Genomic DNA, 24449 nt, shown 5'->3' with positions numbered 1-24449 from the left:
TCAGCCTCCGGTCGAAGTAGCGGCCGTCTCAAACGCAGCTTCGTCGAGCAACCGCTGGTGTGCAGGCGTTACGGCCCGTACTCGACCGGCCTGTTCGAGACCCGCACGTTCAGATTCCGAAGGGATCCGTAGGCGACGGACCGCGAATTGGGCGAACTCCGAGAAGATCGGCGCAGCGGCCCTCCCTCCGGAGTAGTGGGCCAATGACGGCTCGTCGACCACCACAAGAACCACTAGTCGGGGATTGTCAGCCGGTAAGAACCCCGCGAAGCTGGCCACGTAATCACGGTCGCCCTCAGACCCGTAGCCGCCTTCCGGACGGGTCTTCCAGGCGGTCCCGGTCTTGCCGGCCACCCGGTAGCCGGGTACAGCGGCACGGGTGCCGGTGCCCGACTCAACAACCCCTTCCAGCATCGCCACCACCTCGGAGGCCACCGTGGACGGGATAACCGTGGTGGTACGACCGGCACGGCGTGGCTCGAACATCCCCTCATCGTCCCGCGTTCCGAGCACCAGAGTGGGCGCGGGTCGAATTCCGGCGTTGGCCAGAGTGGCGTAGGCAGTGAGCATCTGTATCGGGGTGGTCGACACGCCCTGACCAATGGCGATGGTAGGGAGTGACGTTCCGGACCAACCCGACAACGTCAAGAGACTGCCGCCCGATTCTCCCGGAAAGTCGAGTGCCGACACCCGACCCAGGCCGAACTCGCGGAACTTGGCGTGGAGGGCCTCTTGGCCGAGATCAGTGGCCCACATGATCGTTCCGACGTTGGAGGAACGCCGTAACACGTCGGCTACGGAAAGGTCGACCGGATCGTGTAGTGGCGCATCACGGAATGTGGCGTCATGGACATCAATCCGACCCGGAACTTCCCGGACGGTGTCCGGCGAAGCGACCGCCGCATCCAGCACGGCGGAGAAGGTGAGCGGCTTAACTATGGAACCGGGTTCGTACGTCCACGTTGCGGCCCGATGCTCACCAGACGTCCGGATCTCGCCATCGTCGCCACGGACGACGGTGGCCGACGCCATTATCTGACCGGTAGCCGGGTCCATGGCCACCAAAATTCCGCTCTGCCCTCCGGTCCGCTCGACACCCTCGAATAGGAGTCGTTCGGCCTCGAACTGGAGTGCACGATCAATGGTGAGCACCAGGGTTCGTCCATGCGAGGGGGGTTCGACGTTGTACTCACCCCCCGGGATCGACGCTCCCCTCAGGTCGCGTTCCACAATCTTCCGACCGGGGACACCAGAGAGCAGCCCGTCGTAGACCAGCTCGAGACCGCTGATACCCACCGAGTCGATGTTGGTCCGACCGAGGACCCCCAACGCCGACCGTTCACCGGGGCGGACACGGGCCCGCTCCTCCATAATTCGAACCCCCGGTAAGTCGAAGTCCATGGCCGCTGCGGCCACCGCCGGATCGAGGTGGCGTCCGAGATAGGCGAACTGTCCGTCACCGGAAAGTCGGCGCTCGAGGAAGTCGATGTCTTCATCCAAAACAGAGGCGAGTAGACGCGCTACCTGGCGCGGATCTTCCACGGCCTGCGGGTTGGCGACCAACGACGGCAACGGAAGCGAGAGTGCCAGATCAACGCCGTTGCGATCCACGATGGCTCCCCGAGCGGCGGTAAGCGCCACTGACCGGATCCGCTGGGACTCGCCATAGGTCAAAAAGCGGTCCGGCTCGGCGATCTGGACCACGGCCAGCCTCCACACGAGGAGGGATGCAGCGACGAGCAGCAGCCCGCCGACGAATACCAGACGACGGCGTAATCCGATTTGAACGGCACGAAGGGGAACCTGGCGTGCCGCGCCGCGCCCCTCCGCCACGGTGGGGTCCGGCCGACGACTCACCGGTCTCCAGAGGCAAAGGGATCGCCGATCGGCGCCGCGAGCCCGGATTTCGGATCACCCGATAGGACGAGGTCCAACTGGAGACGTTCAGGCGGCGGCACCATTCCGAGACGGCCCTCAGCCACCCGGAGGATCCGATCCGGACTCTCAAGACGCGCCACTTCGTTACGCAGCACCTGTGCCTGCTCGAGTCCGGACTCCAGCCGACGCTCCAGGCGATCGAACTCGAATTGGTCGCCGATGACCACCACATGGAAGTTGGCCAGCACCAGCAGACCTGCGAAGAAGGCGGCAACTGCTAATAGACCGACCACACCGAACCGGGTCCCACCCATCGTGCGGGCTAGTCGCTGTCCCGCGAGCCGCTGCCCGGCCGTCCCTTGAGGAGGTGGGACCTCAGCAACGGGACCTATCGGAGTGGGCCGAGGTGTCCGGACCGGGCGAAGTACGGCCGTCATGGTGTCGCCACCTGACGTTCGACCCGTTCCACAGACCGAAGTCGGGCGCTAACAGCACGGGGATTGACGGTGGCCTCGTCGTCACCCGGCGTCCAGCCAGCACGGCGAGCCATGACGACCGTCGGTTGGGCACCGCAGACGCAAGGGAGGCGCGGAGGGCAGGAGCACCCACCGGTGGCCGCCCGGTCGAATTGGTGTTTCACGATCCGGTCCTCGCCCGAGTGATAGGACAGGACCGCTCCCCGACCGCTGATCACCAGGCGTCGAATCGCCTCGTCGATGGCTCCCGCCAATTGGTCTAGTTCACCGTTGACCTCAATGCGGATGGCCTGGAAGGTGCGCTTGGCGGGATGGCCACCGCGGCGCCGGGCTGGGGCCGGAATCGCCTCACGTACCAGTTCGGCGAGTTGGGCCGTGTCGGTCACCGGTCGGGCGGCAACCACCGTCCGGGCGATCCGCCGGGCGTGACGTTCATCGGCGTACCAACGGAGGACCCGGGCCAGGTCCGCCTCGTCGTACTCATTGACGACCGCTGCAGCCGTGAGCTCCTGACGGCGATCCATTCGCATGTCCAGCGGGCCGGCCTCCCGATAGCTGAACCCCCGGTCCGCTTGGTCAAGTTGCGGAGAGGACACGCCAAGGTCGAACAGGAAGCCCGAGATTCGTTCCACGCCGACGGAATCCAGGGCTGTCGAGAGGTCACCGAAGGCCGAACGGTGCAACACCACCCGGTCACCGAAGGGAGCGAGGCGTTCAGCGGTGGCAGCCAGTGCGGCGTCGTCACGGTCAAGGCCCAGCACAGTCAGGTCGGGCCGTGCGGTGAGGACGGCTTCGGCGTGGCCTCCTCCACCGACCGTGGCATCCAGGATCACCCCTGCTGGTGCCTCCATCAACACTTCAAGGACCTCGGAACACATCACCGGAACGTGGTGAAAGGCCGACGATCCTGGGCTCTCGACCCTCAACTCTTCATCGAACTGCTCTGTCATGGTCCGGGCCGCATCCGTACCTGTCCGACCGCCTCGGCGCCTCGGCCCCGAAGCTCGTCCCTCGACCGTCCCCCGATCAGGCGGCACCCGTCGGGATGTCTCCCCGAGTCGGGCTAGATGGCAAGCGGGCGGAGTAGGGGCCTCCCATCCTGCCGATCGGGGGACGGTCCAGGGACGAGCCAAACGGCGTCGGTCGTCCTGGTCTTCAGATCGCGTGGGTGCTGGTCGTCTCCTGTGTTCGGTGTGTCGTGTTCGGTGTGGTCTCCGGCCTGCTCCAGTCAGGTCGAGGCGAGCCGGTGAGGGGTGATCAGATCCCGCCGCCGCGCAGGAATAGGTCGGCCACCGACTGATCGAGGTCGGCAGACATGGCCGCCCAGGTCTCGGCATTCCAGATCTCGAGGGATTCGACCGCTCCGCAGACCATGACGTCGTGCTCGAGGGAGGCGAAGGTACGCAGTCGTTCGGGAATGGTGATACGCCCCTGGGCGTCGGGCCGGACGATGCTCGACGCGTGGGCCACCTGCTTAGGAGAGAGAGGATCAATCTCGCCCGCTCGGACCTGCTCACCGAGACGACCAATCATCTTCTCGAAGCGTTCGGGCTCCCAGAGCGAGATACATCCGGCGTTCGGCAGCAGATAGGCCGATTCGGCAAAGTGGCTGCGGAACCGGGCGGGGAGTACGAGTCGGCCCTTGTCGTCCAGCGTGTGGTCGTGGGTTCCCACGAAGACCATGTCGATGCCTCCCCTCTGCTCGTCCGGTGGTGTCGATTTCCGTGGGGGGGAGGGAACCGGTACCGTTCACTGCTAGGTCCCCACTACTCCCCACAAGGCCCCACTCTAACCCTTTTCCACCCCTTCAATGCAAGTAGCCCCCACCACAAATCGCGTAATTCCCATCACAGGCGCGCGCGGGCCCTGGACCTGCAGGAACTGCACCGGGAGCTCGGCTCAACCGGTGGAGGAAATGGCCTCCATGAAGGCGTCGAAAAGGTGATCCGCCGCGACGACACCCGTAGTGTCGACATCGGCCACGCCGGGAATCACCACACCGGAAACGGTGGCCTGGACCTCGGCCAGCAACTCCGCACGTGGCACTAGGCCGAGCAAGTCGATCAGAGGGGCCACCGATCGCGTTGCGGCATCGGCCCCCAGCAGCACCGCACACTGGAACCGGGCTCCGCTCCGGTCCCGCCGCTGGCTGATCCCCACCACCTTGCGACCTTGGGACACCACCTCACCGGCGGCCCGGCTCACGAAGCACACGGCCCGGCCGGCCAACCCGCAACAGAACGAGCCTCGATGGACATCGGTCACCACGCCCGATACGGCCAACGCCTCGGACCAGGCAGCTCCCAACCACATGGACGACCGTCCCACGTCGTCATTCCACAATGGATCATTCCGTGGCACCAGCACATCGACCCAGAGGAGTCCGTCGTGTTCCAACAGGACCGCTCCCCCGCCTGACCGGCGTCGGACCACGTCCAAACCCTTCGCGGTTGCTCGATCGACCAGCCCGGAAGGCGCCCGTTGGCCGCTCCCCAGCACCACAGTTGAGTGGGACACCCGGTGACGCAGTACCGACCGCTCAGAGATCTCTCCCACCGGTCCGTGTCGGTCAGCCACCGAGCCCACCGGCCAACGCACGTTCCATCCGGTCATTCAGTCACCCGGGAAGCGTCGAACCCATTGCAGCCACACGATGACGTCGTGAACCGACGGCGCCGCCGTCGGATCGCCGTACTGCGTGGTCGTCCGAAAGGCCGCATAGGCCCGAGCCGGTACTGGAAGGAACGGGGGACGCCGCCACCAGTGCCGATCAGCCAGACGGTGGGCCTGCCGAAGGGCCACGCCCCACAAGACGGGGCGCACCGCTACCGCCGCCGCTATCCGTGCAAACCACCGAACGCCCATCAGTTGCAATCCTCCCCCAAGGGAGGGGCGTTGGAAAGCACACCGTCGCCACGGTGGTGGTGCCACACTGCCGCCGCCCCCACCAACGGGCCGTCGGCCCCCAGTCCGGCCGGCACGATGCGCGCACCCCGGGTGAAGGACAGACCACACCTCTCACGAAGCGCCTCCTCGGCCGCATCAAAAAAGGGGGCGCCGAAGCCGAGAGCCACCGAACCGGCTACCACTACCAATGGGAGGTCGAGCAGGTTCACCACGTCGGCTACTCCCCGACCCACCATCATCCCAACCCGACGACGAACCTCGTCCGAGGCCTCGGCGGCAGGTGCACCGGTGGCCAGAGCAATCGCCGTCCCCGACGCCACTGCCTCGAGGCAACCCCGGGACCCGCAGGCACAATCCGGGCCGCCGGGGTCCACCACGAGGTGGCCGATATGGCCAGCGTTGTCGGTGGCGCCATCGACCAGGCGACCGTCGAGCACGATCCCCCCACCGACGCCGGTCGAGACAACCATCGCCAGGAAGTTCCGGTGGCCGGCCGCCGCCCCGCACCAGCCCTCACCAAGAGCCAACGCCTTGGCGTCATTGTCGACCACGACGTCCAGCCCGGACCGCTCGGCCAACAGGCCCGCCAACGGAAGGTCGTCCCACAGGGGAATGTGCAACGGGGACATCCGTCGGTCACCCGGCCCACCCGCCATCGGGCCGCCGCATCCCACGCCGACTGCATCAGCGCGGTCGACGAAAGGTTCGACTATGGACCAGAGCGCTTCGAAGGTGCCGTCGATCGTTTGTTCACCGTCCAGAGGTACGGGACCAGGGTCAGCGTCGACATCGGCAAACGCGACGGTTGCGCTCTGGCGTTGGTCGATCAGCCGACCATCGCCGTCCACCAGACCCGCAGCCAACTTGGTCCCACCCACGTCGATGGCCAGCACCGTGGGTCGGCGGTCGGCTCCTCTGGTCAGATCCGGCCACCCTCACCGCGCCGGAAACGGTCACGCATCCGATCGCGGGCCCGAGCCCGGGTTCCGCCTACCGCATCGCGCAAGGAGGCAGTACGTCCGGAATCGGCGACCTGTCGCAGACCGGTACGGCCGACCTGTCGGGCGTCGCGTTCGAGACGAAGTGCCGAACCCAACATGACCAAAAAGCCCACAAAGGCCAGCATGTACGACGTCGAAAGGGTCGCCACCATCAGGGTGACCCCAGCTACGAATCCACCAACCGCCCACTTCATGGACCGCAACGGCTGGGTATAGACCGTCGTCTCGCTCACCTCGCGGACCAGACGGGGATCCGTCTCAATGAGACGTTCCTCCATCTCGCTGAGGATGCGTTCCTCTTCCTCGGAAAGTGGCACCCCTCAAGCATCGCACAGCGGCGCGCGAGCGGCAACGCGCCCGCTCATCGAAAACGGGGAACCGACGGGTCAGACGTCGGGCCCCCACTGGCTGTCACCGATCTCCTTAGGTCCCAGTTCGTCAGCTACCGCCGGTCCAATGGCACTGTTCCCGAAGCGCTCCCGGATCTCATCCACAGCTCCCTCGGCGGCCCGCCAACCGGGCGCCCGTCCCTCCGCGACCTCGATGTCATTGAAGCGGAGTTGACGGACCGAACCGTCCTGGAGATTGCCAAGCGAAACCCCGAGAAGACGGATCCCCGGGGTGGTGTCCACTGAATCCACCAGTCCGGTGGCCACCTCGAGGATCTCCACGGCCAGGTCGGTCGGGTCGGCAAGCGTGTGGCTACGGCCCATCGTGGTGAAGTCCGGGTAGCGCAGTTTCACCGACACCGTGCGTCCGGCCACCCCTGTGGAGCGGGCCCGACGGGCCACCGCGTCCACCATACGAACGAGGTGGCGGCGAATCTCCAGCGGGTCGGCTAGGTCCCTGGCAAATGTCTCCTCGTGCCCGATCGACTTGGTGACCTGCTCGGGTTCCACCGTACGATCATCGATTCCACGGGCGAGACGCCAGAGTTGGCTGCCCACCGTCCGGCCCAGCGCTGAGACCAGCGTGTCGGCCGGTACGCCCCGGAGGTCTGCCACCGTTCGAACCCCAAACCGTTCCAGACGCTCGAAGGTACGCGGACCGACCCCCCACACGGCCTGAACGGGAAGTGGATCTAGAAACGCCTCCACCCCGTCGGCCGCCACCACCGCAATGCCGGTTCCGAACACGGGGCCAGCGAGACCGGCCTTCGGCTTGGCCTGCCCGCTGGCCAACTTGGCCAGAAACTTGTTCGGGGCTACACCGACACTGCAGGTCAACGACTCACTCTCCGAGAGGTCGTTCCTGATGGCTGCCGCTACCTTCTCCGGAGACCCGTGGAGCCGACTGGCGCCCGACACGTCTAGGAACGCTTCATCCAGAGAGAGCGGCTCGACCAGCGGCGTGTAGCGGCGGAAGACCTCCATGATCCGACCGCTTACCTCTCCATAAAGTCGGTGATCACCCCGGAGGAAGACGATGTCGGGGCACAGCCGTCGAGCCCGGGTCGACGGCATGGCCGAGCGGACCCCGAAAGCCCGAGCCTCATACGACGCGGCCGCCACGACGCCACGATCTCCCTCGCCACCGACCACCACCGGCCGACCTCGAAGCTCGGGACGACGCACCACCTCAACGGACGCGAAGAAGGCGTCCATGTCAACGTGCAGGATCGGGGTTTCGGTGCTCACGTTCCCTACTGGTCGACCACGCGCTCTACGACAAGGTCCTCAGCCCGGAGACCCCAGGCGGTGAAACCGTGCTCGCCGCATCGGTCGCGAACCGGATCGCCCAGCCAAGCGGCTAAGGGTTCACTCACCCATACCGGCGCCGTAGCCATCAGGGCATCTACCTCGCCCACATCAACAAATCGGGCGTCCTCCACGATCCCATCCGGGTCGTCGAATGACATCGCCCCGGACCACGAAACGGCCCGGTGGACCACTACGTCCAGCGTCATCTCGCGGTCAGGGAAGTCCACCCTCACGCGGTAGCAGGGCCCAGTCCATCCAGCGACCTTGAGCCCTGTCTCCTCGGCCACCTCACGGGTCAGTGCGTCCAGCGGCACCTCACCCGGATCGACCACCCCGCCGGGAGGCGTCCATTCGACGGCACCACCACGACGTCGGTTGGCCACCAACAGAATCTCCTCAGGCCCCTTGCGCCTTTCGGAAGCGATCACCAGGAGGCCACCGACGACGACCCACTCCCGGGCCTGCAGTTTCCTATCTCCACGATGAGGGTCCCCAGCCGTCGACCACATCTTCCGGGGGTCCTCGTGTTCGGCCATCGTCGCAGTCTGACAGCCGCCCGAAGGGGGCCGGTAGCGTTCGGGCCGTGAACGAACCACGACCAGTCGACGACGCCTCCGCCGAACCGTCCACGTTGGCCCGGGCGTTGGCCCTGCTGGCCATTCTGGCAGCCGGGACCTGTGGAGGCCTCGTGGGCCACTCGGTGACCGACCTGCAATGCGCCGAGGGTTGCCCCATGCTGGCCGGGTCAATGGGACTCGTCGGCGCGGTCCTGGCGGCGGCTGGTGTCGCCGTGGTGGCCGTGCTCGCCTTGCGGGCCATGGCTGAGTGGGAGACCACCGAACGCCAACGAACCGCCCGAGACCGCCACCCGGTGGACTGATCCGCCCCACCGTGGCCGATCCCGACACGCTCCGCGACCTTGCCCTAGCGATAGCGCGGGCGGTCGCCCCCGCAATTGGACAGCAGGCCGGACAGGTGGATGTGTCAGCCACCAAGTCAACATCCACCGACCTGGTGACCGAGGTTGATCGCTGGTCCGAGGCGCAGATCGTCAGCCGTATCCTCGACGACCGGCCCGATGACTCGATCCTCGGCGAGGAAGGAACTGGCGTGACCGGAACTTCCGGGGTGCGTTGGGTGATCGACCCCATCGACGGAACCACGGACTTCGTGTACGGCCATCCAGGCTTCTCCATCTCCATCGGCGTGGAAGTGGACGAAAACCCAGTCGCCGGAGTAATCGTGGATCCTCTACTCGGCGACGAGTTCTGCGCTGCGGTCGGCCACGGCACGACCCGCAACGGCGAGTCGGTGCAGGTGAGCAACGTGGACGAACTACCGCGGGCACTGGTGGCCACCGGCTTCTCCTACGACGCCGAGCGCCGGCGTCGCCAGGCCCAGGTGCTCGTCGAGGTGCTCCCCCGGGTGCGAGACATCCGACGGATGGGCGGCGCTGCACTGGACCTGGCTTCGGTCTCGTGCGGACGGGTCGACGCCTACTTCGAGCGGGGCCTGAACCCGTGGGACTGCGCGGCGGGTGCAGTGCTGGTGACCGAAGCCGGGGGTCGGGTAACCGACCTCGAAGGACGTCCCACAACCGGAGAAATGACCGTGGCCGCCCCCCTTGCCATCCACGGACCGCTACTGGATCTGCTCCGATCTGCCGGCGCCGACCGTGTCTAATCCAGCTACCCAGCAGGATTCCTCCGATGGCTCTATTGGAGCCATGGCCGGTAGCGCTATGGAGAAGCGAGACGCCGAGATACACGATGAGGCGACAAGCAGTGCTCCCATGGGGCAGCATCGTGGGGTGAGCACCCGAATCCTGACCGTCGAAGACGACGAACGCATTCGAACTGCTGTCCGCCTAGCCCTCGAAGAGGAGGGCTGGGACGTCGAGGAGACGGCCAGCGGCGAAGAGGCACTCGAGGCGTTCACCCGCCAGCCCGCTGACGTTGTTCTCATCGACATCATGCTTCCCGGCATCGACGGGTTCGAGGTGTGTCGGAATATTCGTCGCCTCGGCGACGTCCCCATCGTCATGGTCACCGCCCGGTCCGACAGCCACGACGTGGTCGCCGGCCTCGAAGCCGGTGCGGACGACTACCTCCGCAAACCGTTCGACCCCAAGGAACTTTCGGCGCGGATACGGGCCCTTCTCCGACGTGTCCGGACCGACGATGGCCCACCGACTCGAATCCAGGTCGGGCAACTGGAGGTCCTGCCCGAGGAGGGCGTGGTTCGCCACGCGGGAGACGACGTCCACCTCACCCGCACCGAATTTCGACTTCTGGTGGAGTTGGCCGCCGCCGACGGTCGGGTACTGAGCCGCGAGGACCTCCTCGAGAAGGTCTGGGGATACGACTATTTCGGAGACGGCCGACTTGTCGACGTCCATGTTCGACGACTCAGAACCAAGATCGAACCCGACCCAGCAAACCCCCGGTACGTGATGACTGTCCGAGGCATGGGCTACAAGCTCCAGATCTGAAACGATCCTCTTGAATTCACCCATGACCGGCAGACCAGTGGCCGATGATGCGAGCCGCCTCGGACTCGGCGGCCGGATCGCCATGCTGTTCGCGGTGGGCGGCCTGTTGGTGTCGAGCCTGTTGGCCGTCAGCACGCTGGTAATGACTCGACGCCAGCTCGTGGAGTCTCGGGAAGGCGCGGCAGCGGCCATGGCCGTTGGTAACGCCACCCGACTCAGCAATCAGCTCACCCCCGACTCCACCATCGAGGACCTTCCGACCATCGCCGACTCGTTGACTCGGCTCGAAGGTGGCCAGCGGATCATCCGACTCGGGGACGACTGGCTCCCCGCTCCCGAGCTGGACCACGACGACCTCCCACTTGATCTCCTCGAACGGCTCGAGCAGCGCGCCGCCGGCCAGGTACTCGCTCCGGTGCGCGGGGACCCCCACTTCGTGGTCGGCATCCCCCTGACCGCATTTGACGCCGATTACTACGCCGTAGTCGATCTGGTCGAGGTCTCCGACACGCTCGATGACCTGCGGATCATCCTGTTGGGGGCTGGCGCGGTGACCACCGTGTTGGCGGCCCTCCTCGGGTCATGGGCCAGCACCCGGGTACTCCGGCCTCTCCGAAGGATCCGGGGGGCTGCCGAGGCTATTGCCGGTGGCCGTCTCGATACCCGGCTCAGCCCGCAGGCCGATCCCGACCTGGATCGCCTCTCGGACTCCTTCAACGAAATGGCCCGAGCCCTTGAAGATCGAATCCACCGCGACGCGCGCTTCGCCTCCGATGTCAGCCACGAACTCCGGAGCCCGCTCACCACCCTCATGGCCGGCGTCGGGGTGCTGGATGCCCGCCGTGACGAGCTCTCGGAGCGGTCCCGTACCGCCCTCGACCTCCTCGTGCAGGACCTGGAACGGTTCAACCGCCTAGTAAACGAGTTGATGGAGATTTCGGGTTACGACGCCGGCGTGGCCGACCTGGACCTCTCCGAGGTGGACGTCGTCCGGTTCCTGCAGGCCACTGTCGCCGCCGACCCAGCACTCGTCCTAACCATCCCGCCCACCACCGGGTCACTGGTCATCAACGCCGACAAGCGGCGTCTGGCCAGGGTCATGGCCAACCTGTTGGACAACGCCCGCCGGTACGGCGGTGGTATCACCGCCGTCATCTTGGAACACGATGAGACAATTCGCATCGCCGTCGAGGACGAGGGACCGGGTATTCCAAAGACGGAGCGCCACGAGATCTTCGACCGGTTCGCCCGCGGCTCAACCGGCGGTCGTCGTGGTGACCACAGCGGCACAGGGCTGGGGTTGAGCCTCGTGGCCGAGGATCTCCGCCTCCACCGGGGACGCGTGTGGGCCGAAGATCGAACGGATGGACGCGAGGGTGCCCGTTTCGTCCTGGAATTGCCGCTTTCCCTGACCCTCGGGAACTCGGAGGTGGAGTGGTGATGCGTGCCATCGTCGGAGCCATCGCTCGAGGGCGGTGGGCAGCACCGGTCCTCATTGCGGCAATCACGTTTGCCGCCTGTGGCATTCCACTGGACGACGCCACCCGCGATCTGTCCGTTGATCTACCCGACGCCCTCCTTCCGGCTGCGTCGACCACCACCGAGGCGCCGGCACCCACCGAGACCGTGCAGATCTTTCTTGCCCGGGTCGACGCCGCAGACCGTCAGATCTTGGAACCGGTTGACCGAGACATTCAGGGCGACGGCTCGATCAACGTGATCCTGGCCGAGGTATTCGCTGGACCGAGTGCAGATGAACAGGACGCGGGGTTGATCTCGCCGTTCGCCGAGGGCAGCGAGGTGATCGGAACCGTGCTCGAGGACGGACTTCTGGAGGTCCACCTCGACACCCTGGAAGGCTTTCCCCATGACGACAGTGCCGGGAATCGTCTGGCCTTCGCCATGCTGGTCTGCACGGCCGACCGGCTGGTGGCCGGTGCCGAGATCGACCGGGTGGTGGTGTTATTGGAAGGTGAGACCGGGCTGGAAGCGATCAACGTGCCGGTAAGCGACGGCGAACCTCCCGAGGAAGGTGCACCGGTGAGCTGTGCCAACTACCTGTCGTTGCTGCCCGGCCAGCCGGAGGGTTGACACGACCACAGAGGTAGCTCAGGAACCCAAGCGATCGAGAGCGCCTCGGAGGTTTCGGGCCGCCTGACCAAGGCGTTGCTCGTTCTCGATGAGAGCGAAACGCTCGAACCCCTCACCACCGGGGCCCAAGCCCACGCCGGGCGATACGGCGACGTTGGCCTCACGCACCAGCAGCGAGGCGAACTCGACCGAGCCCATGCCCGAGTACTGCTCAGGAATTGGGGCCCAGGTGCCGGTCAGCCGGAGGGGGTTCCGACCTCGATCTGTGCCTTGAGGTCATCAATGGCCGCGTGGACGACCTTGGCCTCCAAACGCCGTCGGACGAAGCCCGGCAGCCGAATCAGCAGGTCGACGTCGAGGTCGTACATGACCCGGGTGGCCGCGTCATCTCCCGGGACCGGAAGGAACTCGTATTCGCCGCTCATGCGTTCGAGAAGGTCACCTTCAACGAGTCGCCAGGAGATGCGAAGTGGGTTGGACCCGTAGTTGTAACGCAGCGTGTAGTTGGTGCTTCGCCCCATGGCCGCGGCACGAAAGGCCACATCACCCGGACGGCCCTGATCATCGCGGACAAGGACCGTGGCCTCCTTGATGTCTGGGGCCCACTCCGGCAGGCGTTCGACGTCAAGCACCGTCTCGTAGCAGTCCTCCGGCGTGGCCCGCACGATCGTGTGCTGGCTGGCGTGATCGGTCATCGTCGGCCTCCTCTCGCCCGGACACTACCGGTCGTCGAACTCGCCGTGGCGTTCCCCCTAGTCATTCATGACCGGAGTTTCGCATCGTCAATTCCTGAGCGGAGTCGGGCAGCCAGCACGTCGTAGGAGAACTCGATCTCGGCCCGTTGGCGGGCCCGGCGGCCCATCTCTCGTCGGCGGGTCTCGTCATCGAGGAGGTCAGCCAGGGCATCGGCTACCTGATCCGAGGCGTCGGGACGTGGGACAACCAAGCCGGTTTCGCCGTGGACCACCGCCTCGGCTGACCCACCGCTCTCGCCGGCCACCGCCGGTACACCGGCCGCTGCAGCCTCCACGAAGACGATGCCGAAGCCTTCCTGCTCAAGTCCACCCCATCGGTTTCGACACGACATCGAGAACACGTCGCCCGCTCCGTAGAGGCCCGGAAGGACCTCGTCAGGGACCCGGCCCAGAAGCCTTACAGGAGCACCAGTCGAGGCGATCAACCCCTCGAGGCGCGCCCGGTCGCGTCCCGAACCGGCAATGGCCACCACCACGTCGGGAACCCGGTCACGAAGTCGCGCCGCGGCACGGATGAGGGTGTCCATTCCCTTTCGGGGCACCAACCTACTGACGCTCACCACGAGCGGGGCATCCACCGGTAGGCCCAACTCCTGACGGACCGATGCACGCTCAGCCGAGTCGAGCGGTTGGAACCGGGCCGTGTCGACACCTGGTGGAACTACCACGGTGGGGAGCGACCGGCCGGCCGCCCGTTCAGCCTCAGCCGCCGGGTACCGCCCGGCACAGATGACCAACGACGCCCCCCGCAGGACCCGTCGGAGTAGTTGGCGGGTGCCGGGAAGCCGCCCAGGAACGGTCACCTCGGCCCCGTGCAGCACGACGGCGTAGGGCAGCTCCACCTTCGGGGCGACATGACCCACCGGCAGCGCCGGGTCCCAGATGACCAGATCAGCCCTGTGGGCCTCGGCGAGGCGGCCGACCCGCCGCGACACCATCGGCGTGGGCAACAGGACCGGTTCACGGCTTCGACTCACGGCAAAGTCCTGTGCAGCATCGAACTCGCGAGCACCCTCGTACGGCGTGCTGTGTACCGCCACCGAGCCGGCAGGCAGCCGCCTCCAGAGCTCCCAGAGGTAGGACTGGATGCCTCCAACCTTTGGCGGGAAGTCGTTGGTAACCAGAAGATGGCGCCTCACGACCCCACCCTGCCGGTCAGGGCGGCCAACTCCTCGGCCACGTCGGGCGACGAGTCGTCGATCCCGTCGAGCAAATCCAGCCGGTCCAGTCGACCGGCTGCCCAGACGGCATGGCTGCGAATGAGTGGGTCGGGGTCGGCTAGGGACCGTCGCATCTGACGCACGACGTCGGGGTCGGTTCTCGATCCCGTGTTGCCTAGTGCCACCAGAGCGTTACGACGCAGGTACCGAGGGTCACGTTCAGCGATGTACCACCGTCCGAACCGTTTGAGGAGCTCGTCGTCGGTGGCGTCAAGCACGTCGGATAACTCGACGTCCGCTCTGAGGTCCTCCCTTCCCTCGGTGGTCCGTTCGGATCGACCCACCGGGCAGACCTCCTGACAGTCGTCGCAACCGTAGAGCCGCCCGCCGAGGGCTTCACGGAACTCCCTCGGGATGGGGCCCGGCGCCTGGACCAACCAGGCGAGGCAACGTCGAGCGTCGATCACACCGTTGTCGAGGATGGCACCCGTTGGGCAGCCGTCAAGGCACTGTCGGCAGGTACCGCAGCCGTCGTCTAGGGGGGGCGACGGCGCCAGGGGCGCGTCGGTGACCACCGACCCGAGCACGAACCAACTTCCCCGGCCGGGGACCAGCACGTTGGCGTTCCTTCCCCACCAACCCACGCCAGCCCGTACCGCTGCCGCACGATCGACCAGCGAGTTGTCGTCGGCGACCACGACGGCCAACCAACCATCGGACCTGAGCCGCTCGGCCACCTCCTGCAACGAGGCACGAAGGTCGGCGTAGTGGTCGTGGCGGGCATAGGCGGCAATCCGCATCCGACCGGCACCTACCTCAGCCAGCCGGGCCGCCGGGGTCCGTCGTGCACCAACCACCAGGGAGCGTGCCCCGGCGAGGATCCGGGTCGGGTCGGTCGATCGAGCCGGGTTCCGGAAGGTGAACTGCATGCCGCCGTGGAGGCCCTCATTACGGCGTCGTTCGATCTCTCTTCGGACATCATCGAACGGGTGGGCGCCGGCCACGCCAATGGCGTCCAATCCTGCGGACGACCCCACCGCAAGGAGCGAATCACGAAAGGCCTCCGATTCGACGGCAGATTCTGCCGCGGGCTTGTCGGAGGGGTGGCCGATCGACATGGTCTCAGCCTCCCACGCCGATCGGACCCCCCGAGGCTGGTCAGGTGCGGTGCGAGTGGCGAAGTGGCGGGACCAGGCCAGACTCCCCTAGTACCCGTAACGCCCGGAACTCATCCAGATCGACCACCACGGCGTCGTCAGGGTCACGTGCACACAGGAAGGTCACGATGCAGTCGTCGCACGTGGAGGTATCCCGCTCCGAACAGGTCTCGCAGTCGATCACCAGGACCTCATCGCTCGAGTCCCGGTCGCCTTTCCCGTGCTGGTTCTCATGCTTAATCTCATGTTGATTACTCATGTGGATCATCCTGACGACCGGCTGTGACAGCCCCACTCCCCGGGGACGGTCCCACCACCACAGGTGAGCGGATGACGCTGCTGGCCAACAATGAACGCCGAGGATGCGGCAGCAAGATGCGGCGCCCAGTCGGCGCTCTGGCCTCCGCTTTGGACCATCGTGATCGGTTCCCCTGCCCCTCCTAGTCAACGCACGTCGGGTAACCGAGTTCCGTGGCGGTGAAGTGCGCGGGCTCACACCGTCAACTCCGAGCCACTGGAGTTCTCCACAGGATAAGAACCCGTTCCCAAAGGGCCCGTCCCCAATGAGCAGCGACAAACTGCACTGCGTGACCTCGGGATTCCAACGGATACCCGCCGGATCATGATTGAGCACTGCGGCTACGCCCTGACCGAACCGGTCCGCCGGCCACCCTCCTTCCGGGCACAGCCCGAAACCACAGCGAGACGCTGACTACCGTCTGGCGGTGTCCGATCCCCTCCGCCCCGACTGGTCCTACCTCCGACCCATGGCCTCCATCCTCTCGGGCTCCCCCGCCGTCTCCTTGCTCGGCGTCATCACGGCCACCCTCCTGACCCTGAGCCTCGTCGGATGCGCTCCCGAGGAGTCCGCTACAGGCCGGCCAGTGGCCGCCCCAGCCAATATTGGCTGCCCGGGCGAGCCGGTGCCCACCGAACTCACGGTCACCTGCCATCGAATCGAGGTGGAAGGCGCTTCGCTCTCCGTCGCCGTCCTACACGCGCCCGACCCTGACGGGGCACCGGTCCTTTTCCTCCATGGCGGACCCGGCGGTCGGGCCGTCGCTGATCGGGATCGATGGCTTGCTCCCCGGTCGAAGATTCTCGCCAACCACGACGTGGTCCTCGTGGATCAACGAGGCGGTGGCAACTCGACCCCGTCGCTGGACTGTCCTGAGATGGAACACCGCGGGCCACAAGACAACGCTCAAGAGGGTCTGGCCGGAGACCGATCCTGTCGCAACCGGCTGGTCTCGGCTGGATTCGAACCATCCACCGTGACTGTCGGACGGATCGCCGCAGACCTGGTGGCCGTCCGACAAGCCCTAGCTATCGATCGGTGGCATCTTCACGGTGTCTCGTTTGGTACCCGGATCGCTCTCGAGCTCCTCCGCACCGACGACGCCGCCATTGTCTCCCTGGCGCTGGACTCCGTAGTGCCTCCCGACGCCGACGAGACTGCCGACCTACCTGATGGCATCGTCGCCGCTCTCACCAAACTCGAGGACCGCTGCACCGACGACGGTTTCTGTCCCATCGGGGTTCTCGAACCCCTTCGTCGAACGCTCGACCGACTGGCTCACGACCCGACCGTGGTTCAGGTCGACAACCGGTCATTGACCTTCGACGACACTGCCTTCCTGGCCGCGTCCGTCCGAACCCTGAGTCGCCCCGACGGCCCGGTGGCTCTTACAGAAGCCATCGCACTCGCCGATGCCGGACGTCTAGCCGAGGCCGTGGACCGCCTGGCGCCGGTAGACGCATCGGCCGGAACCAGCCGCTCGGCCGGTGACGCCCTGGCCGAGGGGGCGTGGGTAGCGGTGACGTGCGGCGACCAACGCCCAGGCATGAGTTTCGAACCAACCGACCTCAACGATCCAATCCACCGGGCCGAACACGGTCGCTGGTTGGATCTCCGGGCCCGGTGCGCAGCTTGGAAAATTCCGTCCTCCGATCCGGCGACTCGGACCCCGGTGCGATCGGCGGTCCCCACGCTGATCCTGGCTGGCGAACTGGACCCGGTCACCCCAGCCAGATGGGCCGCGACTGTTGCCCGCTGGCTCGATGACGTGGAGGTGGTCGTGTCCCCCCGCTGGACGCACGCACCATCCACCTGGAATTCGTGTGCCGCCCACCTAGTCACCCGGTTCCTCGACACCGGGGACCGCCCGACCGGAGGGTCGACGGACTGCTGACCTCAACTCGAGATCGAGTCCAGAACTACGCCGGCGGAACCGTCGGCGAGTGCCGCCATAGCCCGTTCTAGGCCATCCGCGATCCCGTCGGCGATGCCGGCCACCACTAGGCCGGCCCCAGCGTTCAGGGCCACGATGTCGCGACGTGCCCCGGTCTCCGAACCATCGAACAAGGCCCGGGCGATGTCAGCGTTGCGGTCCGGGCCGCCACCGGCCAGATCGACCGGATCGGCCAATGAGAGCCCGAGATCGGTTGGATCCAACGTCCACTCGGTGACCGCCCCCTCGCGGAGTTCGAGGACCCGGGTCGGCCCGGTCAGGGCAATCTCGTCGAGATCAGCATGACCGGTGACCACCCAGGTGTGGACTGAGTCATTCGCCCGGAAGACCTCGACCATCCGATCGGCCAGAGCAGGATCGGCGGCACCTATCAGCTGGCGGAGGGGCTGTCCGGGGTGGGACAGCGGGCCTAGGACGTTGAACACCGTCGGAATCCCCAGCCCAGCGCGGATGGGCCCGGCGAACCGCATCGCCGGATGGAACGTCCGGGCGAAGGCAAACCCGATCCGGTGCTTGACCACCTGTGCGGCCAACTGCTCCGGAGCAATGTCGATATCGACGCCGAGAACCTCGAGGACATCAAAGGCGCCCGAGGTCGACGAGGCCCGACGGTTCCCGTGCTTGCAGACCGTTGCTCCTCCTCCGGCGGCCACGAAACAGGCCATGGTTGAGACGTTCAGGCTGGCCTCGCGACGACTAGCTACCCCACCGGTGCCGACGATGTCGATCGTGCCGTCGGGGAGGACCAGTGGCTCTGCCATGGACACCATTGCCCGAACAAGTCCGCTGGTCTCCTCGACCGTCTCACCCTTGACCTTCAGTCCGACTAGAAAGCCAGCGATCTGTGCAGGCTCGGCCTCGCCACTCAGGATCTCACCGAGGATGGCCTCTGTCTCAAGCGCTGAGAGGTCCTCGCTGCGGCACAGCCGGTCCAGTAGCCCTGGCCAGCCCCCATGGTCTTCCAGGCTCATGAGGTTCTGATCAGGCCAAACGGCGCCGACGCAGCACCCTGCGGCGCTCACGCTCGGTCGTTCCGCCCCAGATGCCGGTGGGTTCTCTGCGACGAAGGGCGTGGGCGAGGCAGACCTCGCGCACATCACACGCCGCGCACACAGCGAGTGCCCGGGTGACGTCCTCGGTCACGTCGGGATCCGGGTAGAAAATCGATGCCTCTAGGCCACGGCAGGCACTCCGGAGATACCACTGTCCGGAAGTGTCAACTCCTTCAAGCGCCTCGACATCCAGAGCGGTCAGTGTCTCAGATCGAGCCACCAACAAGCTGGCCGCCGGGGTCGCCGATGAAGGGATGAGACCGGGCTGAACGGGGGTATCGAGAAGGGTGTCCATGTCGCGTGCGTTGCTAGTTCGCAGCGCCGGGTGACGCAAGGGAAATCTCCCGCCAGACTGGTACCCGACGGTGAGTCGACCGGGTGACCGCGGCCGGACCCCTCCGGGGCGTCCGTGCTGAGGAAGGTCGGGGCTCCATAGGACAGGATGCTGGCTCGCAGCCAGTCGGGGTGACCCGCAGGAAAGTGCCACAGAAAACAGACCGCCGATGGCTCGGGACTCTTCGGAGCGACGAGTACAGGTGAGGGTGAAACGGTGCGGTAAGAGCGCACCAGCGGCCGGGGCGACCCGGTCGGCTCGGCAAACCCCATCCGGAGCAAGGCCAAACAGGGAGAGGGCGGTCCGTCCGTGGATCCTCCCGGGTTAGCCGCACAGATGGATGGTCACCCACCCGGACCCCCGCAAGGGGCCGGTGGACAGAACCCCGCCTACAGGTCGACTCACCGTCACCCACACCCGGCGCGGGGTGCAATCAACTCGGTTAGACAACCAACTGAGTCGATCAGCCGGCCAGGGCGAACGCTGTTACGGCCGCCATGCCGAAAGCCCCACCAAGCACCTGCACTGCGTAGATGCGTTCGCCGAGGAACCGCCACGAGATGACCACACTCACTCCCGGAGCCATCGCGATCAACGCTGAGACGACGGCAGCCGAGCCACGGAGATACGCGGCGGTACTCAGCACGAACGCCACCGCACTCGATGCGCCGAGCACCGACCCGAATCCCAGGATTTCACGCTCCGGCAAGAATGAACCTGTTCGCTGACGGAGGATCCATGGCATCACCATCACCCCGGTGACCAACACTACGAACGCTGGGACCTCTCCGGCTTCGGGTTCCGCCTGCGTCAGGAGCAGTCCCGCCGTCCCGATACTGGTGCCCACCACCACCGCGAGACCCAAGACTGGGCTCCGAAGAACAACACCCAACTTCGGTAGGCGACCCTCCCCCGACAACAACACGACCGCGGGTATGGCTAACGCCACCCCTGCCATCTCAATGCCTTCCAGAGTCTGTCCGATCAGCGGCCCCACGATGGTCGGAACAACAATCGTCACCAACCCGAACGACGGAGCGAACACTGCCACCGGGCCACGGGCCATCCCTAGGTACAGGAGCGGACGGGTGGCCACCATCAGGGCCCCAGCCCCGACCGGCCACGCAATGTCCTGCCACCGGACGACCTCGGGTGGTCGGACGACAAGCAAGAGACCGATCAGGACAGCGCCCACCAACGTGGCCATCATCGCTACACCGAGAGCCGCTCCGGGCCGTCCCGACCGGCGTATAGCCACGCCCCCTAACAGGTCTCCAAAACCGAAAGCGAGAGCCGACAGACCGGCGAGGATGACAGGCACCCGGACATGCTGCCCTAGTCTCCACCTCAATGGATGGGACCATGGAAGTCCGAGGACACCAGATCACCGCCGAGGCTGACCTGGCCGGCGCGGACCTAACCGACACCGACCTCCGGACCGTAGACCTCACCGGCGCCTGGCTGGGAGGCGCCGTCCTCTCCGGGTCGGACCTGTCCGACGCTCGTCTAGTGGGGGCTGACCTGCGACACGCCATCTGTCAACGGACCGTGTTTGCCGACGCTGACCTGCACCACGCCAACCTGTGGAGCGCTGATCTCACCGATGCCCGACTGGGTGGCGCAGTCCTTAGCCGATGTTGGCTGGGAAGCGCCCGTCTTACAGGAACCGACCTGCGGAGCTCCGATCTGGGCGGCGCCTGGATGACAGCCACCGACCTCACCGGCGCTGCACTCGGCGCCGCCACTCTGGCCGGGACCTCGATGACCCGGACCTGCATGCGCGAAGCCGACCTCACCGGGGTCTTTGCCGGCGGCGTCGACCTACGGGGCGCCATACTCAACGGAGCAACCATCCGGGCAGCCAACCTCTCCGGGGCCATCCTCCGCCATGCCTCGCTCATCGGTGCCGACCTCAGCCTCTCGGACCTCATCGGAGCCGACCTGTCAGGAGCACAACTCGATCAGGTGATCCTCGACGACATACGCCACGACGACACCACCAGGTGGCCCGACGGTTTCAGCCCCCCGTCATCGGGAGGCCTCGACGACCACGACTGATTCTCGTTCCGGGAATCCTGCAGAAGATCGCACCAGATACCAGACCAGACAGAGAGGCGCTCCATGAGTAGCGAATGGGGATTAGAGACCCGACAGATCCATCACGGCCAAGAGGCAGACCCGGTGATTGGTAGCCGGGCCGCTCCGATCCACCAGATCGTGAACACCACCCAGATTGTCCTCGAGGCCCGCCTGCAGACCCTCGAGGCCGGCTTCACGGCCTCCCGATAAAGGGGCGCGTATATGACGAACCAGAACTTTCCTACAGGTGTCGACGAGGTCACCCCGGCTTGGCTGACCAGCGTCTTGCGCTCCGCCGGCGGCCTTGACAGCGGCTCGGTGACTGGCTTCGAGGCCGAGTTGATCGGTCAGGGAATCGGAATCATGGGTCTACTCCACCGACTCCGACCGACCTACGACGGAGGCTCAGGGCCGGAGACGGTAATCCTCAAGTCTCCGGTTCAGGACGAGGGAACGCGCTTTGTGGCCCGGACCTTCATGTTCTACGGCAAGGAGGTCGCCTTCTATCGGACGGCGGCTGACGACAGTCCACTCACCACTCCCCGCTGTTTCGCTGCGGACCACGACTCGGAGAACGACGAGTTCGTCCTCCTGTTGGAGGACCTGGCCGACGCCGAGGTAGCGAGCCAGCTCGACGGCTGCCCGCTGGATCTGGCTGAGGCCTCCATCCGAGCCCTGGCCCGTCATCACGCGGCCTTCTGGGAGTCTCCGGCCTTTGACGCCGAGTTGTCCTGGGTTCCCTACGGATGGGATCCCCCAATGCCGCAGGGTGTCCAGCATGGGGTGGCGACCGCCTGGGAGCCTTTCCTAGCTGCCTTCGGAGATGACCTCGGTGACGACATCCGGGCTATTGGCGAGCGGTTCCCCGCTGCGGCCGAGGAGATGATGTCGTTCCAAGCCGGTCCGACCACCCTCTGCCACGGTGACTACCGGTTAGACAACCTCTTCTTCCGGCCTGGCAACGACGGGCCGGAGGTGACGGCCATCGACTGGCAGATCTGCATCCGTACCGCCGGCGCCTACGACGTCGGCTACTTCATCAGCCAGAGCCTGACCATCGAGGATCGGCGTTCCCATGAGCGGCACCTACTCGACCTCTACCGGACCTGCCTGGCTGACGAGGGGATCGATTACCCGGCAGACCAACTCTTCGAGGACTACCGGCGGACCGTGCTGTTCTGCCTCTGCTACCCGATCCAGTCTGGAGGCAGCATCGAACTGGTCAACGAACGAGCGGTCCAACTGGTGTCAGGCATGCTCGACCGGTCCATCACGGCCATCCGGGACCTTGACGCCGGTGAACTCATGCCCTGAGGTGGGCCACGTCATTGAATCCTCGGAGTGATGGTCCGGCCGGCCCGGCGCCGATGGTCATGATCGAGGCCGGCGCCACGAACGTGCGCCACGCCACCTCGTCGCCCACACCAAGGGTCCACGCCAACGCTGCCTTGATGGGCGACACGTGGGTCACCACCACGATCTCCGACGTCCTGGATGCCTCGAAGAGGTCGTCTAGGGCCGACCGCACGCGTAAGCCGAGAGACCGGTGTGATTCGCCTTCCGGCGGAGCCCAGTCCAGGTCGGCCCGCCACGCCTCCCAGGTTTGCCGGGGCACGTCGGCCACCGGCTGGCCGTCGAAAGTCCCATAGTCCATCTCAATCCACCGCTCGTCCACCTCGACGGGCGGGCCGTCCCGACCATGGCACCGGGTGAATGCATCTGCAGTGCGGCGCGTCCGCAGTAGAGGACTGGACACAACCCGGTCCACCGGACCGATGGCGACGGCAACGGCCTCAGCTTGGCTCTCCCCCAGGCGGTCAAGATCGGCGTCGAGGCGCCCGAGTAGCAGGCCAGCGGCGTTGGCTTCGGTCCGACCGTGCCGAACCACATACAACATCAGGCCCTCCGCAGGGCGGTCAGGCGCCCATCGGTACGAAGTGCACGACGGGCCGCCGGGTCGTGGAGGCCGAATCGGCGCCACGCCCAGACCCCGAGAGCTAATCCGACCACCTCCTGGAGCAGGCCGATCACACCCCGACCGAACTCCGGCACCCGGGATCCGCCAAGCGCATCTATCCCGGCGAACGGCCACCAGAACACCTCGGTGTCGGCCCACGTTCCGTCCAGCACCAGATGGGCCATCAAGCCGATGGGTACGCCCAACCAGCGGCGCTGGACGAGGCGTCGACCACGAGCAACCAGCATCACCCCACCCAATAGGGTCACGCTGGCCAGCAGCGTATGAAGCAGCCACGGCCCACCCACGGCACCCTCGACCACCGGCAGGACCGCACCGAGCACCACGAGGCGGAAGTCCATGGCCGAGCTGTCGAAGACAAGGGCCACAGCGACCACCGCCCCTACCGCGAACCAAATGAACACTGGTGGAGACCGAAGATCAGCGAACGACGAGTCGGCCGCATTCGCTGCATTCGGAGAGCGTCCCTGCCGCCAGGGACTTCACCCGATCAGCCTCCATGGCAGGCATGGAGTAGGGACAACCGCTGCAGTCCGTGCCCGAGAATCGCACTACGGCGCTCGATCCGAACGACGGGCGACCCTTCTCGTAGCGAGCCAGCACATCAGCCTCTAGACCTGCCACGGCCACGTCGCGTCGCTCAGCAGAGGCCGCCAGTTCGGCGGCGATCTCGGCCTCTGTGTCATCCAGGATGGCCTGTGCGGCAGCGATGGTCGCATCCTGGGCCTCCCCGGTGACTGCCAGCGTGGCCAACTCGCCATCCAATGGCTCGATGGTCTCCATGATCTCGAGGACCTGCCCCTCAAGATCATCCTGTCTCTTGCGGAGGTGGCCCACCTCAGTTTGGATACTGGTGGCCTCCTTTGGCGACGTAATGGCGCCGCCGTAGAGCTTCTCGTTCAACTCGACCAACCGGCTCTCGACGGCGGCCACCTCGCCCTCGTACCGGTGCTGACGTCGGACGTGGTCGAGACGCTCCAGGCCGACGCGTTCAACCTCGGCGGCCGTGACGGCCCGGGCGGCTTCAGCGTCCATCAACGAGGCGCGCTCGGACAGGTGCGCTCGACGATGTTCGAGTTGGCCACGAACGACATCCTCGTCCTGCACAGCGAAGAGGGATTCCATGGCCGTCACCATA

General features: G+C 66.1%; 30 protein-coding genes and 1 other RNA gene. 10 read left to right on the top strand and 21 right to left on the bottom strand.

Features of this window, described 5'->3' with window-relative positions:
• The 10 genes from QF777_03500 to QF777_03455 all read right to left on the bottom strand — a co-directional run bounded on the left by QF777_03500 (position 1) and on the right by QF777_03455 (position 8498).
• Positions 1-1857 (bottom strand): penicillin-binding protein 2, encoded by a 1857-nt coding sequence (locus tag QF777_03500; protein ID MDP6910615.1) that lies wholly within the window; start codon positions 1855-1857, stop codon positions 1-3.
• Positions 1854-2192, bottom strand: a complete 339-nt coding sequence (locus QF777_03495) for a hypothetical protein (GenBank protein MDP6910614.1) — start codon at positions 2190-2192, stop codon at positions 1854-1856. Before QF777_03495 ends, QF777_03500 begins: the two co-directional genes overlap by 4 nt.
• Positions 2193-2311: 119 nt before the next feature.
• A complete protein-coding gene (gene rsmH / locus QF777_03490; GenBank protein ID MDP6910613.1) occupies positions 2312-3304 on the bottom strand; it encodes a 16S rRNA (cytosine(1402)-N(4))-methyltransferase RsmH in 993 nt (330 codons plus the stop codon).
• Between the two features lie 307 nt (positions 3305-3611).
• Positions 3612-4037, bottom strand: coding sequence for a hypothetical protein (locus tag QF777_03485; GenBank protein ID MDP6910612.1), 426 nt, complete (start codon positions 4035-4037; stop codon positions 3612-3614).
• A 216-nt stretch (positions 4038-4253) separates the two neighbouring features.
• Complete coding sequence (locus QF777_03480; protein MDP6910611.1) at positions 4254-4967, bottom strand: hypothetical protein; 714 nt, start codon at positions 4965-4967, stop codon at positions 4254-4256.
• Positions 4968-5219, bottom strand: a complete 252-nt coding sequence (locus QF777_03475; GenBank protein ID MDP6910610.1) for a hypothetical protein — start codon at positions 5217-5219, stop codon at positions 4968-4970.
• Positions 5219-6154: an ROK family protein gene (locus QF777_03470; protein ID MDP6910609.1), complete on the bottom strand. Its 936-nt coding sequence runs from the start codon at positions 6152-6154 to the stop codon at positions 5219-5221. Before QF777_03470 ends, QF777_03475 begins: the two co-directional genes overlap by 1 nt.
• Before the next feature lie 26 nt (positions 6155-6180).
• Entirely contained in the window at positions 6181-6579 is a 399-nt protein-coding gene (locus tag QF777_03465; GenBank protein ID MDP6910608.1) for a DUF3040 domain-containing protein, read from the bottom strand.
• Positions 6580-6648: 69 nt separating this feature from the next.
• A complete protein-coding gene (locus tag QF777_03460) occupies positions 6649-7899 on the bottom strand; it encodes a DNA polymerase IV (GenBank protein MDP6910607.1) in 1251 nt (416 codons plus the stop codon).
• Positions 7900-7904: 5 nt separating this feature from the next.
• Positions 7905-8498, bottom strand: coding sequence for an NUDIX hydrolase (locus QF777_03455; GenBank protein MDP6910606.1), 594 nt, complete (start codon positions 8496-8498; stop codon positions 7905-7907).
• A 47-nt stretch (positions 8499-8545) separates the two neighbouring features.
• Here QF777_03455 and QF777_03450 point away from each other — a divergent pair, with 47 nt between their 5' ends.
• The 5 genes from QF777_03450 to QF777_03430 all read left to right on the top strand — a co-directional run bounded on the left by QF777_03450 (position 8546) and on the right by QF777_03430 (position 12544).
• Positions 8546-8842, top strand: coding sequence for a hypothetical protein (locus QF777_03450; GenBank protein ID MDP6910605.1), 297 nt, complete (start codon positions 8546-8548; stop codon positions 8840-8842).
• Positions 8843-8853: 11 nt separating this feature from the next.
• The gene (locus QF777_03445; protein ID MDP6910604.1) at positions 8854-9645 is read left to right on the top strand and encodes an inositol monophosphatase family protein; all 792 of its coding nucleotides are present in this window, start codon (positions 8854-8856) and stop codon (positions 9643-9645) included.
• A 127-nt stretch (positions 9646-9772) separates the two neighbouring features.
• Positions 9773-10453: a response regulator transcription factor gene (locus tag QF777_03440; protein ID MDP6910603.1), complete on the top strand. Its 681-nt coding sequence runs from the start codon at positions 9773-9775 to the stop codon at positions 10451-10453.
• 22 nt (positions 10454-10475) lie between these two features.
• A complete protein-coding gene (locus QF777_03435) occupies positions 10476-11894 on the top strand; it encodes an ATP-binding protein (GenBank protein ID MDP6910602.1) in 1419 nt (472 codons plus the stop codon).
• A complete protein-coding gene (locus QF777_03430) occupies positions 11894-12544 on the top strand; it encodes a GerMN domain-containing protein (protein MDP6910601.1) in 651 nt (216 codons plus the stop codon). The genes QF777_03435 and QF777_03430 overlap by 1 nt, the downstream gene beginning before the upstream one ends.
• 18 nt (positions 12545-12562) lie before the next feature.
• Here the strand turns inward: QF777_03430 and QF777_03425 are convergent, their stop codons facing one another.
• The 5 genes from QF777_03425 to QF777_03405 form a co-directional block, all read right to left on the bottom strand.
• Positions 12563-12742, bottom strand: a complete 180-nt coding sequence (locus QF777_03425; protein ID MDP6910600.1) for a hypothetical protein — start codon at positions 12740-12742, stop codon at positions 12563-12565.
• A 38-nt stretch (positions 12743-12780) separates the two neighbouring features.
• Positions 12781-13239 (bottom strand): SRPBCC family protein, encoded by a 459-nt coding sequence (locus tag QF777_03420; GenBank protein MDP6910599.1) that lies wholly within the window; start codon positions 13237-13239, stop codon positions 12781-12783.
• 65 nt (positions 13240-13304) lie between these two features.
• A complete protein-coding gene (locus QF777_03415; GenBank protein MDP6910598.1) occupies positions 13305-14438 on the bottom strand; it encodes a glycosyltransferase family 4 protein in 1134 nt (377 codons plus the stop codon).
• Positions 14435-15577: a tRNA epoxyqueuosine(34) reductase QueG gene (gene queG / locus QF777_03410; GenBank protein ID MDP6910597.1), complete on the bottom strand. Its 1143-nt coding sequence runs from the start codon at positions 15575-15577 to the stop codon at positions 14435-14437. Before queG ends, QF777_03415 begins: the two co-directional genes overlap by 4 nt.
• A gap of 40 nt (positions 15578-15617) precedes the next feature.
• Entirely contained in the window at positions 15618-15875 is a 258-nt protein-coding gene (locus tag QF777_03405) for a hypothetical protein (GenBank protein MDP6910596.1), read from the bottom strand.
• 466 nt (positions 15876-16341) lie between these two features.
• On the opposite strand from QF777_03405, the gene QF777_03400 reads away from it, so the two are divergent.
• Positions 16342-17808 (top strand): alpha/beta fold hydrolase, encoded by a 1467-nt coding sequence (locus tag QF777_03400; GenBank protein ID MDP6910595.1) that lies wholly within the window; start codon positions 16342-16344, stop codon positions 17806-17808.
• Between the two features lie 2 nt (positions 17809-17810).
• Here the strand turns inward: QF777_03400 and trpD are convergent, their stop codons facing one another.
• A complete protein-coding gene (gene trpD / locus QF777_03395) occupies positions 17811-18839 on the bottom strand; it encodes an anthranilate phosphoribosyltransferase (GenBank protein ID MDP6910594.1) in 1029 nt (342 codons plus the stop codon).
• Positions 18840-18849: 10 nt separating this feature from the next.
• Positions 18850-19215, bottom strand: coding sequence for a WhiB family transcriptional regulator (locus QF777_03390; protein ID MDP6910593.1), 366 nt, complete (start codon positions 19213-19215; stop codon positions 18850-18852).
• A gap of 71 nt (positions 19216-19286) precedes the next feature.
• Between QF777_03390 and rnpB the strand changes: the two genes are divergently transcribed.
• Positions 19287-19662, top strand: an RNA gene (gene rnpB, locus QF777_03385) — RNase P RNA component class A.
• A gap of 55 nt (positions 19663-19717) precedes the next feature.
• Here the strand turns inward: rnpB and QF777_03380 are convergent.
• Positions 19718-20575, bottom strand: coding sequence for a DMT family transporter (locus QF777_03380; GenBank protein MDP6910592.1), 858 nt, complete (start codon positions 20573-20575; stop codon positions 19718-19720).
• A gap of 41 nt (positions 20576-20616) precedes the next feature.
• On the opposite strand from QF777_03380, the gene QF777_03375 reads away from it, so the two are divergent.
• The 3 genes from QF777_03375 to QF777_03365 all read left to right on the top strand — a co-directional run bounded on the left by QF777_03375 (position 20617) and on the right by QF777_03365 (position 22647).
• Complete coding sequence (locus QF777_03375; protein MDP6910591.1) at positions 20617-21312, top strand: pentapeptide repeat-containing protein; 696 nt, start codon at positions 20617-20619, stop codon at positions 21310-21312.
• Between the two features lie 63 nt (positions 21313-21375).
• A complete protein-coding gene (locus QF777_03370; GenBank protein MDP6910590.1) occupies positions 21376-21543 on the top strand; it encodes a hypothetical protein in 168 nt (55 codons plus the stop codon).
• A gap of 12 nt (positions 21544-21555) precedes the next feature.
• A complete protein-coding gene (locus QF777_03365) occupies positions 21556-22647 on the top strand; it encodes a phosphotransferase (GenBank protein ID MDP6910589.1) in 1092 nt (363 codons plus the stop codon).
• Here the strand turns inward: QF777_03365 and QF777_03360 are convergent.
• The 3 genes from QF777_03360 to QF777_03350 are packed head-to-tail and all read right to left on the bottom strand — an operon-like array spanning position 22637 to position 24436.
• A complete protein-coding gene (locus QF777_03360; protein MDP6910588.1) occupies positions 22637-23230 on the bottom strand; it encodes a histidine phosphatase family protein in 594 nt (197 codons plus the stop codon). The genes QF777_03365 and QF777_03360 overlap by 11 nt on opposite strands.
• The gene (locus QF777_03355) at positions 23230-23715 is read right to left on the bottom strand and encodes a hypothetical protein (GenBank protein ID MDP6910587.1); all 486 of its coding nucleotides are present in this window, start codon (positions 23713-23715) and stop codon (positions 23230-23232) included. The genes QF777_03360 and QF777_03355 overlap by 1 nt, the downstream gene beginning before the upstream one ends.
• 16 nt (positions 23716-23731) lie before the next feature.
• A complete protein-coding gene (locus QF777_03350; GenBank protein MDP6910586.1) occupies positions 23732-24436 on the bottom strand; it encodes a hypothetical protein in 705 nt (234 codons plus the stop codon).
• Positions 24437-24449: the final 13 nt, after the last annotated feature.

Source organism: Acidimicrobiales bacterium, from assembly GCA_030747595.1.
Classification (GTDB): Bacteria; Actinomycetota; Acidimicrobiia; order Acidimicrobiales; family MedAcidi-G1; genus UBA9410.
The sequence above is the reverse complement of the archived record's forward strand: the minus strand, read 5'-3'. Positions and strand labels throughout refer to the sequence as shown.